Source organism: Robbsia andropogonis, assembly GCF_000970345.1.
Classification (GTDB): Bacteria; Pseudomonadota; Gammaproteobacteria; order Burkholderiales; family Burkholderiaceae; genus Robbsia; species Robbsia andropogonis.
The window spans coordinates 208252-222368 of sequence record NZ_LAQU01000002.1; the positions used below are offsets into that span (position 1 = coordinate 208252).

Here is a 14117-nt window from a genome sequence, read left to right on the forward strand (position 1 = left end):
CCACTCGATAAACGCGCATTTTGCTAAATCGCCGACAAGCACATTCGGTGCAAGCGCCAACGCAACGGTAGTCGCCGCGCTCGCAACGATCGCTTCTCTATAGACCGATGACTCCGCTCGCACCTAGCCTAGGGTAGAAATAACTCGGGCGGTAACCAGCGTGCCGCATGATGTATCCGGTAACCGTATTTGAAAACATGTCTTACATGAACTATAAGACATGGGCGCAGACGCGGCGCTCGAAAGACAGTGAGATCAGTGTCGCGGCGAAAAGCCACTTGCCGTACAGATGCCGATCAAATGCCTGCCAGCCGATATCGAACGCTTCTCCACAAAACGCGACGGATACGGTTGATGCGGACTCCGTTGCCCCGGAGAACGCCGGGGCGGTTCATCAAATCCATAGGATAGCTATGCCAGTCGATGCCATGCAGCACAGAACGAACGCGGGCCGCCACGAGTACAGGCCGGCGCACGCGATATGTGAGAGCCATCAGCGCATCCGACAGGGACTGCCCGACGATATTCGCCTGTTCGCCGCGGAGCTTTCACATATCAATCAGACAACGGAAACCGTCACTCGATCCCCGGTCGCCTTGAACAACGCCCGCCCGGATGCCATGACGACGGCCGTGCGCCTGATGCTGCTGCTCAGTCAGGTGCGGCAGTCGCCAGACGCTGACTGTGGCCCCCAGGACGTCCCAACATGCATGCATAGCGAGGCCTCACTGTCCTCGCCCGCTCGTGTGATACCTCCCGTGTCGGCCGCCGCTCATATCCTGACGCCATCCGTCGATGCGGAAACACGCTACCTCGATTCGTGGCTTCTCCCAGGTGCTAGCGCAATGCCAGCGCCATCCGCGCATTCTGACGGCACACAAGAAACCGCCACGATCATCAACAATATGCGCATTATTCGCGACGAACGGGAGAAAGGCGATCTCATTCGCTCTCTGAAACAAGCACTCGTGCAGAATGGCTGGTTGGACATACGCGATGCGGAAGACTTCGAATTTTCCCTGAAGACCTTATCGAGTGGCGTGCCGTTGCTGATCGTACCAATGGAAACACCGCCCGATGGGCCTCCACGCGTGAAGCGCCTTGCGCAAAGCAAGATCGATGAGGACATCGTCCGGCATATCGCAGCACATTGCGCCATTGAAGAAGAAGTGCTAAACGCCAACGGCGAGAAAGAGGGGAAAGTCCTGCTATACGAGGCGCAGCGCACCGAGAACTACTTCCGCCGCCTCTATGACGGGCACGACGGCGGCCCATCTCCAGAGATACGCGGGGCGGCAAACGGCCTGAACATCGCCACTGACCTGCTGAGCTTTGGCATCAAGCCACTCATAACGAGCATCATCGCCAATGCAAAGCGGAGCGAGTACTACCAGTCTCGAGGAGACGTAATCTGTGCCGAACGCTACAAGCACCTGAGCATTGCGAGTTTGTCGACTTCGCTCGACATCGACGGGCTCACGCTGGCACGCAAAGCCATGCCACGAAAAGCCAAGCCTGCGGAGCTGCGGCATACGCTGCCTGCGGACAGAAACGCGGCCTACTTTACGCGCGATCCGGCTACCGGCATACGTCGCGAGATCCTGCTGCGCGTCGCACCCGGGCGCGACGCGATAGGCGACGGTTCCGGCAACGAGGTATTTCTCAAGCCATCCGGCCGCAAGAACGAATATTTGACTTATCACCCGCATGCTCAGAGGCCGGAACTGCTGGAACGGCGCGTCGTAGTGGACGAGAAAACCATGCGTTGGCGTTACTCGGACGACTTCGATACCCGCGAACTGAACGTCGATATCCGCGAGGGTAAGCGCCAGATATCGCTACACGGAGAGCACTACGACTTGCTACGCAATGCCGACAACCAATACGAGATCGTTGTACGCCGGGCATCGGGCGAAGTGAGCTTGCTCCCGGTGTATATGGAGCCGCTATCGGGCACGTGGCATATTGCGGTTGAGAACGCACAACCCGTTTTTACGCGCGAGCAGAAAGCCTTGCTTGAACGGGTGTGCCGCGCGCGCGACGATGACGTCTACTACATTCCATCACCCAACAACAACGCGGGCTATTACGGCAGCGGGGCGATTTATCGTGCGGAAAAGAGAGACGATACTTCGCATTACAGCTATGGCACTTTCGTTGAGATGGATGGCAAGTTAGTGCCTGTCACACAACGCACAACACCCGGGCATGGTCTGCATTACGAAGTCGTCGACCCCTCGGGCGCAGGTGAAGTCGGTCTGCCCGTCGCGTTCGATGGCGCACGCTGGCGCTTTGAAGCCGATAGCGCGCCACAAGTCTCGAAAGAGGTCAAACAGCTGGTTACCCCCGCTATGCTTGCCAGCGACATTCAGTCCGCGCGGCTTTCCGCTCCCGACGCACATGGTCTTAACTGGGACATGCAAAACAACGCGTATCTTAAGGTGGACGGAAGCTACATAAAGGTCACGCACTTTAATGAAAATCGCTTTGCCATCCGCCAAAGCGATGGGAGCAACATCATCCTGCGCTTCAGAGATGGGAAATTCTTCAGGGAGCGTATCAGCGAACGGCTGCAGAACATTCGCACGGTCGGCTTGAACGGCCATAAAGAAGAAAATTCAGCTTTTATTATCAGTAGACTTCGGAATAAACAAAAATTATTCGAAGACGGAGTCGAACGATTTCCAACTTGTGACGTCAAGGTACAGGAATTACTTAAATTAATCAGAAAAGACAATGAAATATGGAAAGACGTCCAGGATAAATTGGAAGTGAGAGCTATTAAACAAAAAGAGGGCGGGAAAGAAATCGTTCTCCATCCTGAAGATGAATCAGAGGAAAGATGGTCTGGCGCATATCACGTATATCTCACCGTTCAGCACGAAGGTAAAAGACTGATTATAGACCCCTACATTGGAGGCAAAGACTCATGCGCTCGCGTTGATGAGCGAGATTTTATCAAGTCACACTGGAAGGGGGAAGAAGGAAAGGAATATGTCTTGGAAACAATCGCACCTATTAGCGAAAGTGATAAGGATGGCGATTACATCCCCCCGTACTCCGTTGAAGATTACATGAATTATTTATTCGATCCTGAAACTTATGAATCACATAAATTTTATTACGAAGCCTAGTGTTCCGGGTCGAAATGGACAAGGTCTTGCCTTGGTCGCAACGGGCATTGTCATGCATGGGCGCCCCTGGTTTGCCAAGCTTCATGTTGCGGTGGTTCAAAGGTCTTGATTGCAGCCAGGCATCCGGACGGCTCTGGTTCGATGGTCATGCATGCTGCCTTGCACCGCGCGCGGTGCGGGAGATGAAGGCTGATGGCCTACCGCGTGAAGAGACGAAGATCCGGTCCCGGCCGACTGCACACGGTTGACCGGATGCGCGTGTTCATCATGTCCCTCCCCCGCGCAAACTACGCCAGCAGCTTCAACACCACCGGATAAAGCGTTACCACCAGGGCCAGCGCCATGACGATATTGAACGTCCTTACCCAGCTCGGACGCGACAGTACACGCCGCATCGCGGTACCGAATGCAGCCCACAAGAAGATGCATGGAAAGCCAATAAGACAAAACACGAGCGCCATGTATCGTGCATTGATATCGACGTCGTTGCTCAGATGCAAGGTCGTGGCGGCCGTCAGGACCATCATCCACGCTTTCGGGTTGATCAATTGGAAGGCCATGCCTTCGTAGCAACGCATGGGACGTGACGTGCCCTTTCGCGTTTCTATCTGCCCGGACGTTCCAATCTTCCAGGCCAGGTACAGCAGATAGACGACACTGCCTGCTTCGAGCAGGGGATAAAGAATAGGAAAGCGCGTGAACATCTTCCCCAGCCCGAAGCCGACACCCAGCATCATGACTGACACGCCCAGACTAATCCCTACCATATGCGGCATCGTGCGCCGAAGACCAAAGTTGATGCCTGAAGCCAACAACATCATATTGTTCGGTCCCGGCGTAATCGACGTTACCAGCACGAATAACATCGCGGCGGGGAGAGCACTCATCAAGGTGTCTTGAAGCATAAAGGCATCACGCTGTGGCAGTTTCGATCAACAGTCGGCCATGAGCACATGGCTGCAATTGGAACTCTGATTGTAGCGACTCCTTCAAGTACAGTACCGGTACAATTCAGCCAATAATTGACAGCACACTCTGCCCTGCTTTCATCAGAACGGTCGATCGCGAATGCCGCGGTGTCGTGCGTTTGTGTAATGCGGATTTAGTAAAGCAATCTTTTAGATTCAGGTGTCACGTACCTTCGTCATGGATCCAACGCGCGAGTGATCACAATCCGTCAGGTCGTATACCATCCGCTATTGACGTATTGCAAGGGGAGGTTGAAACGACCGTTCATGCAACACGGGTTGTTGCGGCAAGCCTCGCTCTCTACCGTCCGGTGACAACACATGGCGCAGAATATTTACGACGACCCCACGTTCTTCTCTGGCTACAGCCAGCTTCCCCGGCAGGTGCATGGGCTGGATGCCGCCCCCGAATGGCGGGCGATCCAGACCTTGCTGCCCGATCTGAAAGGCAAGCGCGTCGTCGATCTGGGGTGTGGCTTTGGCTGGGCATCGCGATGGATGCGGGCTCAGGGCGCGGCTTCCGTCCTCGGACTAGATCTATCTGCGAATATGATCGCGCACGCCATTGCGAATACGGCAGACGCGGCCATCACGTATCGTATTGCCGATCTCGATGCGCTGGATCTTCCCGAAAAAGCGTTCGATCTCGCATACAGCGCGCTGACTCTGCACTACATCCAGGATTTTGATCGCCTCGTACACGTGATTCATCGCGCACTTGTTCCCGGTGCGCGGTTCGTTTTTACCATCGAACATCCAATCTTCATGGCGTCGACCCATGCACGCTGGATCAACGACGACGCAGGTCGCAAGACCTGGCCAGTCAATGACTATTCGATCGAGGGCGAACGCCGGACAAACTGGTTTGCCGACGGCGTTCTGAAGTATCACAGAACACTCGGTACGACATTGAATGCGCTGATCAACGCGGGCTTTAACATTCGCCGGGTCGAGGAGTTTGCGCCAACACCCGAACAGATTAAAGAGATGCCCCAGTTGATCGAGGAACGGGAGCGCCCCATGATGTTGATCGTGTCCGCCGCTACCTGATCGGCCTTTGCGTTCAGATCAAACCGTATCGGATTGGCGCAAATGGAACAACGCCACGATGCCGGACAATCCATGCGCCTGCTCGTTCAACGTCGCCGAAGCAGCGGTTGACTGCTCGACAAGCGCGGCGTTTTGCTGTGTCGCTTGATCCATCTCGGCGACACTGCGGTCGATCTGACCAATGCCCGCGCTCTGCTCGCGCATTGCACCGTCGATTTCTCCAATGACGCGATTGACCCGATCGATCCCCGCGACAATCTCTTGCATCGCCACGCCGGCCGCCTGAACGCGCTGCGCACCCGTATTGACACTGGTCTCGGAGGCCTTGATCAGGTCTTTGATCTCGCGGGCGGCGGTGGCGCACCGCTGCGCCAGCGTACGCACTTCTCCCGCCACCACGGCGAAACCACGGCCGTTCTCCCCAGCCCGTGCCGCTTCGACTGCCGCGTTCAGCGCGAGAATGTTGGTCTGAAACGCGATACTGTCGATCACGCCAATAATCTCAGTAATACGCGCCGACGACCGGGCAATGTCTTCCATCGTGGCAACCGCGCTCGTCACGACTTCCCCTCCGCGCGCCGCCGCGTGGCTCGCCGAGGTGGCCAGCCGCGTGGCCTCCACCGCGGAATCAGCCGACAGCCTGACGCTGGCGGTCAACTGCGTGAGGGCCGCCGACGTATTCTGCAGATTGGAGGCCGACGTCTCCGTACGTTGCGACAGATCGCGATTGCCCGCTTCGATTTCATTGGTCGCGGTTTTCATGTTCTCGACGCCGGCGCGCACGTCCAGAAGCACGGCGCCGATCTTGTCGACGAACGCATTGAACGACGCGGAAATCTGTGACACCTCGTCACGGCCGACCACCGGTAAGCGATGCGTAAGATCGCCACTGCCGGAGCCAATGGTATCCATGGCATCGCGCACTTGAGAGAGGCTGCGAAACGAGTGCGCGGTAAAGAACGCGGCAATGCCCACCGCCACCAACGTCAGCAATACCATCGACACCCCGAGCGCTTTGAGGACATTGGTAAGACCTGTCGTTGCCTCCGCCTTGTCTAGCGCGATCACCAGATACCAGTCGGTACCCTGCACCGGCTGCGCCTTGAGGAGTTTCGCGGCACCGCCCAGATCGACTTCCATCGGCGCGCCCCCCTGCGCGAGCGAAGCGAGTGCATCCGGCGTAAGCGCAGGCGAGATAGTGGAGGCCTGCTTCAGAATCAAGCTTGCATCCGGATGCGCGATGATTTGTCCATCGCGCGCCACGACGAATGCAAGGCTTGAGGGAGTCGGATGCACTGCAGTCACCACTTCGCGCACACCTTCGAGCGGCACGGCACCGCTCAATGCACCGGTCGCTTCACCATTACGCATCAGCGGCGCGGAAAAAGATACGTAGGGCACCCCCGTCGACGAGTCGCCGTACGGCTTCGTGACCATCACCGTACCAGCCGCGATGGCAGCTTTGTACCAAGGACGCGCAGTTGGGTCGTAGTCTTTGGGTGTGGTGCTGCTCGTCGAGAAAAACGTCTTGTCGCTCCACCCAACAGTGGTTATCGGAAAACCATCGGCGGCACTCATATGCTTGACCAGACCTCGCGGATCGCCGTGCTCGACCTCCTCTGCCGTGACTTTCACGGCCTGGGTCTTGGCAGCCACCCATTTGTCGATAGCGAGCGCATTGGCGCCGGCCAGGGCCGTCAAGCTATGCGCGATCGTCTCCATTATGTTGGCGCGTACCGTGAGGTAGGCCGTTGCGCCCGAGAGCGAGAGCGCTCCGATGACGATGGCAGAGGAAATGATCAGGATGCGGGTTCTGAGTGAGGAAATCATGTTTCCGTGAAAAATTAAAAGGCGTTGCGCGAATTGGGGCTTCTGCCGCGACATTACGGCACGACCCAAACCCTGGCTTCAGATTCACCGCCACGGATTACGGCAGAAAAAAGGAGAAATTAAGGGTGATCGGCAGAGACGACTCTTCGCGTTGATGCGATCCGCATTTTGTCGAGCACTGTGCCGTTGTTCGGGTAGCTGAAAAATAAGGGGTTTTACTTATCTCAAAAATCTGGGACACCGTGCTTTTCGCGGAAGAACGAGCCATGCCGATTCCCAATATGCTTCACCCGCCAATCTGAAAACCGGCCGTTCCCTTGGCGAAATCAGTTGGCCGCTCTCGGGAAAATTGATTCTTGAAATGAAACCGGTATCGGCGTGTTGTCTTGCTAACCGGCACGGCAAGCAAGGGTAATCCCTGCATTGCTGTTTTTTTTTGATGTTGCCATTGTAAACGTATGTTGTCGACGACGTACATTTATACGAAAACGGCGACTTTAATCTGGTCGTCGCACCGGCTGGCGCAGCCGCCAAACGCGGCGTCGGAGACAGGAAAACCCCGTCGCCCTGAGAGTCGAGGCGACGGTTGCTTCGCGCAGGAACTACCCGAAGGAGAACATCGCATGGCAAAGGAAATTTTGGTCGCATTCGGTATCGACGTGGATGCGGTGGCCGGCTGGCTAGGTTCATATGGCGGCGAGGATTCCCCCGACGACATCTCACGCGGCCTGTTCGCTGGGGAGGTTGGGTCGATGCGATTGCTGAAGCTCTTCGAGCGCGAAAAGATCCGCACCACCTGGTTCATTCCTGGTCATTCAATCGAGACCTTCCCCGTGCAGATGAAGGCGGTCGCGGCAGCGGGACATGAGATCGGCATCCATGGCTACAGCCACGAAAACCCGATCGCGATGACGCCGGAGCAGGAAGAAACCGTGCTCGATCGCAGCATCGAGCTGGTCACACAACTGGCGGGCCGGCCGCCGACGGGTTACGTCGCGCCGTGGTGGGAATTCAGCAATGTCACGAACGCACTGTTGGTGAAGAAGGGGATCAAGTACGACCACAGCTTGATGCACAACGACTACCACCCGTACTACGTTCGCGTTGGGGATTCGTGGACCAAGATCGACTACAGCAAGCATCCCGACACTTGGATGAAGCCGCTCGTGCGCGGACAGGAAACCGATCTCGTGGAAATCCCCGCGAACTGGTATCTCGATGATCTGCCGCCGATGATGTTCATCAAGAAAGCCCCCAACAGTCACGGCTTCGTGAACCCCCGCGATATCGAGCAGATGTGGCGCGACCAGTTCGACTGGGTGTATCGCGAGCACGACTATGCGGTGTTCCCGATCACGATTCACCCGGACGTATCCGGTCGCGCACAGGTTCTGCTGATGCTCGAACGCCTGATCGCGCATTTCCGCCAGCACGAAGGCGTGCGCTTTTGCACCTGCGATGAAATCGCCGACGACTTTCTGCGTCGTCATCCTCGCAAGCCCTGACCTCAACCGCATGATCTGATAGAGACCTGCCCCGACCATGTCACCCTCCGAACTCCAAGAAAGTGCCAAGATAAAAGAGAGTCCGCTTTCCACATCCGACTTCCGGCTGGAGGCGATTCTGCCATCCGACGTGAAGCGTGCGACGGTCGTCGCATTCTTCGCCTGGGTCTTTGCCGTGTACGACTTCATCCTGTTCGGCACGCTGTTGCCCGAAATCGGCAAACACTACCAATGGGACGCGGCGGCGCAAGCGGAAATTGCCACATTGGTCGCGATCGGCACTGCGGTGATCGCGTTTGCAATCGGGCCGTTACTCGACAGGCTCGGACGCAAGGCAGGATTGTTATGGACGGTTGCAGGCGCGGCGGTGTGCTCGGGGCTAACAGTCGTGGGTGGCGCGATGGGCCAGGTACCACTCGTGCTGATCCGTTCACTGTCCGGCCTTGGCTATGCAGAGGAAACCGTCAATGCGACTTATCTCAACGAGCTGTATTCAGCCGCCAATGACCCGAAGCTCAATCGCAACAAGGGCTTCATCTACAGTCTCGTACAGGGCGGCTGGCCGATCGGCGCACTGATGGCTTCGGGCCTGACGGCGTTGCTGCTGCCGCGCATTGGCTGGCAAGGCTGCTTCGTATTCGCGACGTTTCCCGCGGTCATCATCTTCTTCATGACACGGCGTCTTAAGGAAAGTCCGCAGTTCCTGCTGAATAAGCGCATCAAGCAACTGCGCGAAGCGGGCGCGGGCGAGGAAGCACGCAGCCTGGCCCACACACATGGGGTCGACTATGAAGCGCACAGCCGCGCGGGCCTGGCCGAAGCGTTTCGCGGCAGCGCGCTACGCGCGACGCTCGTACTGGGCGGCGGCATTCTGCTCAACTGGTCCGCGATCCAGGTCTTCAGCGTGCTCGGCACGACGGTTCTGACGCGCGTGCATAACGTGTCGTTCGAGAACTCATTGCTGATTCTCGTCCTGTCCAATGTGATCGGCTATTGCGGTTATCTGAGCCACGGCTTCATCGGCGACAAGATCGGACGACGCAATACGCTTGCGATAGGCTGGATGCTCGGCGGCCTTTCTTTCGCCGCCATGCTGTTCGGACCGAGCAGCTCGGCGGTGGTCGTCGCGCTCTACAGCCTCGGGCTGTTCTTCCTGATCGGCCCGTATTCGGCGGCGCTGTTCTTCATTGGCGAAAGCTACCCGACCACGATCCGCGGCACGGGCAGTTCCATCGTTCACGCGATGGGTCCGGTGGGAGCGATCCTGGCGGGCGTCGGCGTGACGTCAATGCTCAATCACGGCGGCGACTGGCTACATGCGGCGCTGTGGTTCGGCGCGCTGCCATGCTTCCTGTCAGGGGTATTGATCCTGTTCGCACGGCACGTGAATCCCGCCGCATCCCATTAACCTGTCCGGAGAGCGTTTCGTGAAAGCAGCATTGGTAACAGGGGCGGCAAGCGGCATCGGTCAGGCGCTGGCAGTGGCCTATGCGGAGATTGGCGTCGCAGTGGTGGGCGGCTATTTCCTCGGCGACCCGCACGATCCGGAGGCCACCGCGCATGCGGTCCGACAGGCGGGCGGCCAGTGCCTGATGCACGCGGTGGACGTGACGTCCGCGGAACAGGTCGAAACTTTCGCCATGGCGGCGCTTGAACGATTTGGGTGCCTCGACTACGCGGTCGCCAATGCAGGACTGCTGCGGGCATCGCCGCTCACCGACATGAGCGATGCGCAGTGGCACCAGATGCTCGACGTCGATCTGTCCGGGGTGATGCGTACCTTCCGTGCAGCGGCACGGCACATGCGCGACGGCGGCGCGATGGTCGCGGTGTCGTCGATCGCGGGCGGCGTGTACGGCTGGGAGAACCACACGCATTACTCGGCGGCGAAGTCGGGCGTGCCCGGCCTGTGCCGTGCGGTGGCGATGGAACTCGCTCCGCGCGGCATCCGCTGTAATGCGGTCATTCCCGGCCTGATCGAAACGCCGCAGTCGCTCGACGCGGTGAACTCGCTCGGCCCCGACGGCCTGCGCGAAGCGGCGAAGGGTATTCCGCTAGGACGTATCGGCCGCCCGCGGGAGATCGCCGCACTGATCCGCTACCTGACGAGCGACGACGCCTCGTACATCACGGGGCAGTCAATAATCGCGGATGGCGGGTTGACCGTACGGTGGCCAGGCTGACCAATCTGATTCGCCCGATTCATCGGACAAGGACATAACCATGGCTGCAACATTCTCACTCGATGGCCGCAGTGCGGTGGTAACGGGCGCCGCGAGCGGTATCGGCGCGGCGATCGCGCTCGCCTATGCCGAAGCGGGCGCGCAGCTCGTGCTCGCCGATCTCAACGAAGCACGCCTCTCCGCGCAAGCCGATGTATGCCGCGCATACGGCGCGCACGTGCACACGGTGATCGCCGACGTCGGTGAAGAGGCGGGCGCAAATCGCATCGTCGACAGCTGCATCGAGATGTATGGCAGCATCGACATTCTCGTGAACAACGCGGGGATACTGACCCAGGCGCGTTGCACCGACCTGAGTACGAAGATGTGGGACGACATGGTACGCATCGACCTGCGTAGCGTGTTTCTGTGCTCGCGTCGCGCGCTGCCTGCAATGACCGCGCAACGCTGGGGACGCATCATCAACATCGCCTCCCAACTCGGCATCAAGGGAGGTGCCGAGCTCACGCATTATTCGGCGGCCAAGGCCGGCGTGATCGGATTCACGAAGTCGCTGGCCATCGAGGCCGCGCCGGACAACGTGCTCGTGAACGCGATTGCGCCCGGCCCCATCGAGACACCCCTTGTCGACAGCATCAGTGCATCGTGGAAGGAAATGAAATCGAAGGAGCTACCGTTGCGGCGCTTTGGCCGTCCCGAGGAAGTCGCACCCACGGCCCTTCTGCTCGCATCCGATCCTGGTGGCAATCTGTTCGTCGGGCAGACCCTGGGGCCAAATTCCGGCGACGTGATGCCCTGACGACAACGGGAGAGTGCGATGTGCGGCATGTGTGGACTGTTTGGCGGCGGCGGCCACTGGTCAAACACGGTGGCGGCGGGGGAAGGCGCGAGCGCGCGGCAGCAACGCTATGTGCAGATCGCGCATGCGAACCGCCTGCTCGAAGGCTTCCGGCTGACACTGTCCGATTTCCATGGTCAGTCGTTCGTGTTGTCGTCTCCGACCGGTGCGCAGGTTATCGTCGACGATTTCATGCAGATATGGAAAGCTGCGGAAGCGATGCTCGGCCGTTCACTTGATCCGCTGACGTTGTTCGCGGACGAGGAGTCGTCATGAGCCTTGCGTACGACGTGATTCCGGTGACCATCGTCACGGGCTTTCTCGGCAGCGGCAAATCCACGTTGCTGGCCGACGTGCTCAAGGGCGACGCCGCCCGGGATACGGCGCTGCTCGTCAACGAGTTTGGCGAGGTCGGCCTGGACCATCTGCTGATCGGCGAAGTGGAGACGGAAACCGTGCTGCTCGACAACGGGTGTGTCTGTTGTGCGATTCGCGGTGAGCTAAAGGATGCGCTGGCGTCGCTGTTCTCCCGGCGCGTGCGTGGCGAGGTGCCGCCATTCTCGCGCCTCGTGCTCGAGACCACCGGACTTGCAACGCCCGCACCGATCGTCGCGACCCTGCTGGGAGACCGCGTGGTGTCCAGTCATTATTCGATCAGTGCGATTGTCACGGTTGTGGATTCCGTCCACGCCGTGCGGCAACGCGCGCAGTATCCGGAGTGGCTCGCGCAGGTCACGGCGGCTGACCGGATCATCATTAGCAAGACGGACCTTGTTGATGAAAATGCGCTCGATACGCTACACGAATCGCTCGCGCGCTTGAATCCGGCCGCGCACATCGCACACCGCACGCGTGCGGATGGTGCGGCGGTTGTGCTGGCCCCGGCGACAAACGCGCACGACTTCGCGGATTTCGTCCGACGCACCGGCATGCATGACGCCAGGACGGCGAAGGATGACGCGGCAGCGCTGGCGAACCCACTCGCGCGGCTGGATGCAACGGCAACGCATCACGATGGCTTTGCATCGCTTGACGCGTTCTGCATGGAATTTGAAGAACCAGTGGACTGGGCCGTTTTCACACTATGGTTTACATTGCTGCTGTCGCGCCACGGTGATAGCATTCCCCGGGTCAAGGGTCTCCTTGCGCTTGCCGGCGCGACGCGACCAGTCGTGCTCCATGCGGTGCATCATCTCGTACATCCTGTGCTGCATCTGGATGCATGGCCTGGCAGCATCCATGACGATCCCGCAGACATGCACAAATCGCGTCTCGTGTTCATCGTGCAAGGCCTGTCGCGAGATGCGGTAGTCGATTCGTACCGGCGTTTTCGTCGGCATCTTCACACAGCAGAAACGATCCGTTGAATCCAGTGCGCCAGCGTCCTTCCGCCCCCGCGGTGCATGCACCCAAAGTCGAGTTGCGCGTGCTGGGCACGACGGTGACGCTGCAGGAACACATCCGCAAGCGTGCGGAACAGGATCTGGGCATCCGGCTTCGCTTCATCGTCGAGGATGGCGGCAGCGTGCAACGCGAAGGCGTCATGCATCCCGACAGGTACGATCTGTACGATCAATGGTTTCACAGCATCGACTGCCTGTGGCCCACCCACGCACTGCAGCCTATCGACGTGGCGCGCATTCCTCGTTGGAACGACATCAATACGCCACCGCTCACGGCGCGCATGGGCCGCGTGAACACGCGGACGACGGCGAATGCGCGCGGCAGCGCGGGCTGCGTCCCCGCCGATCGTCTGTATGTGCAAGCCGACGGCTCGCTCTCGCACACGCCGACCGGGCGCGTCAGCATGCTGCCCCTTACGCACAACGTGGACAGCTTTGTGTATCTGCAGGACGCGATGCCGAGCTTGCTCACGGACCGCGAGGAAAGCTGGGCATGGCTGCTGGCGCCGGAACTCGCCGGGCGCGTTGCGCTGCAGGCGGATGCCGCGATCGGCGCGATCGATGCGGCACTTGCCGTCCAGGCAAGTGGCCTGATGCGCTTCGACGACATCGGCAATCTGAGCATCGAGGAAATCGACGGGCTGATTGCAACGCTGATCGACTTCAAGCGGCGCGGGCATTTCGCGGGTTTTTGGTCGACTTTCGCTGAAGCCGCGCAACTGATGATCACGAACAAGGTAGCGATTCAGAGCATCTGGTCGCCGGCCACGGTGGAACTGGCGCGTGCCGGCCTGAAGTTTCGCCTGGCCCAGCCTCGGGAGGGATATCGCGCGTGGTTTGGCGGCATCGGCATATCGCGGTTCGCGCAAGGGCGGGTGCTGGACGCCGCTTACGCGTATCTGAACTGGTGGCTGGACGGCTGGGCCGGCGCGACGGTCGCGCGCCAGGGTTTCTATATCTCCCACCCGGAGCGCTCGCGCGCGTATATGAGCGATGCGGAATGGGCGTACTGGTACGATGGTGCCCAGGCGCCGACGGATCTCCCGGGACCCACATCCGCGCATCTGGTTCCGATGGGTCAAAGGCGGGATGGCGGCAGCTACGCCGCACGCATGAGCCGGATTGCGGTATGGGATTCGGTGATGGATGAGCATAACTACCTCGTGCGCCGTTGGACCGAGTTCATGCGGTGCTGACGGCGACCGT

The 14117-nt window shown here is 59.2% G+C and carries 11 protein-coding genes; 9 read left to right on the forward strand and 2 right to left on the reverse strand.

What is annotated here, in order from left to right; genetic code table 11:
- Positions 1–167: 167 nt before the first annotated feature.
- Entirely contained in the window at positions 168–3134 is a 2967-nt protein-coding gene (locus tag WM40_RS27635) for a hypothetical protein (RefSeq protein WP_157685685.1), read from the forward strand.
- 287 nt (positions 3135–3421) lie between these two features.
- Here WM40_RS27635 and WM40_RS02885 read toward each other — a convergent pair whose 3' ends face one another.
- Positions 3422–4021, reverse strand: a complete 600-nt coding sequence (locus tag WM40_RS02885; RefSeq protein ID WP_236693356.1) for a LysE family translocator — start codon at positions 4019–4021, stop codon at positions 3422–3424.
- Positions 4022–4423: 402 nt separating this feature from the next.
- Here WM40_RS02885 and WM40_RS02890 point away from each other — a divergent pair, with 402 nt between their 5' ends.
- Positions 4424–5152 carry a class I SAM-dependent methyltransferase gene (locus WM40_RS02890; protein WP_024905597.1) on the forward strand — a complete coding sequence of 243 codons (729 nt, stop codon included), beginning with the start codon at positions 4424–4426 and terminating at the stop codon, positions 5150–5152.
- An 18-nt stretch (positions 5153–5170) separates the two neighbouring features.
- Here WM40_RS02890 and WM40_RS02895 read toward each other — a convergent pair whose 3' ends face one another.
- On the reverse strand, positions 5171–6982 hold the full coding sequence (locus tag WM40_RS02895; protein ID WP_036012889.1) for a methyl-accepting chemotaxis protein: 1812 nt from the start codon (positions 6980–6982) through the stop codon (positions 5171–5173).
- Positions 6983–7605: 623 nt separating this feature from the next.
- Between WM40_RS02895 and WM40_RS02900 the strand changes: the two genes are divergently transcribed.
- Genes WM40_RS02900 through WM40_RS02930 form a run of 7 tightly spaced genes read left to right on the forward strand, consistent with a single transcriptional unit; the run spans position 7606 to position 14107 of the window.
- Entirely contained in the window at positions 7606–8487 is an 882-nt protein-coding gene (locus WM40_RS02900; RefSeq protein WP_024905599.1) for a polysaccharide deacetylase family protein, read from the forward strand.
- A 37-nt stretch (positions 8488–8524) separates the two neighbouring features.
- Positions 8525–9895, forward strand: coding sequence for an MFS transporter (locus tag WM40_RS02905; RefSeq protein WP_046152092.1), 1371 nt, complete (start codon positions 8525–8527; stop codon positions 9893–9895).
- Positions 9896–9914: 19 nt separating this feature from the next.
- Positions 9915–10670 (forward strand): SDR family NAD(P)-dependent oxidoreductase, encoded by a 756-nt coding sequence (locus WM40_RS02910; RefSeq protein ID WP_046152093.1) that lies wholly within the window; start codon positions 9915–9917, stop codon positions 10668–10670.
- A gap of 40 nt (positions 10671–10710) precedes the next feature.
- Positions 10711–11469 carry an SDR family NAD(P)-dependent oxidoreductase gene (locus WM40_RS02915; RefSeq protein WP_024905602.1) on the forward strand — a complete coding sequence of 253 codons (759 nt, stop codon included), beginning with the start codon at positions 10711–10713 and terminating at the stop codon, positions 11467–11469.
- Positions 11470–11487: 18 nt separating this feature from the next.
- Positions 11488–11784: a hypothetical protein gene (locus WM40_RS02920; protein ID WP_046152094.1), complete on the forward strand. Its 297-nt coding sequence runs from the start codon at positions 11488–11490 to the stop codon at positions 11782–11784.
- A complete protein-coding gene (locus tag WM40_RS02925) occupies positions 11781–12875 on the forward strand; it encodes a CobW family GTP-binding protein (protein ID WP_024905604.1) in 1095 nt (364 codons plus the stop codon). Before WM40_RS02920 ends, WM40_RS02925 begins: the two co-directional genes overlap by 4 nt.
- A 5-nt stretch (positions 12876–12880) precedes the next feature.
- Positions 12881–14107 (forward strand): ABC transporter substrate-binding protein, encoded by a 1227-nt coding sequence (locus WM40_RS02930; protein WP_236693357.1) that lies wholly within the window; start codon positions 12881–12883, stop codon positions 14105–14107.
- Positions 14108–14117 lie beyond the last annotated feature (10 nt).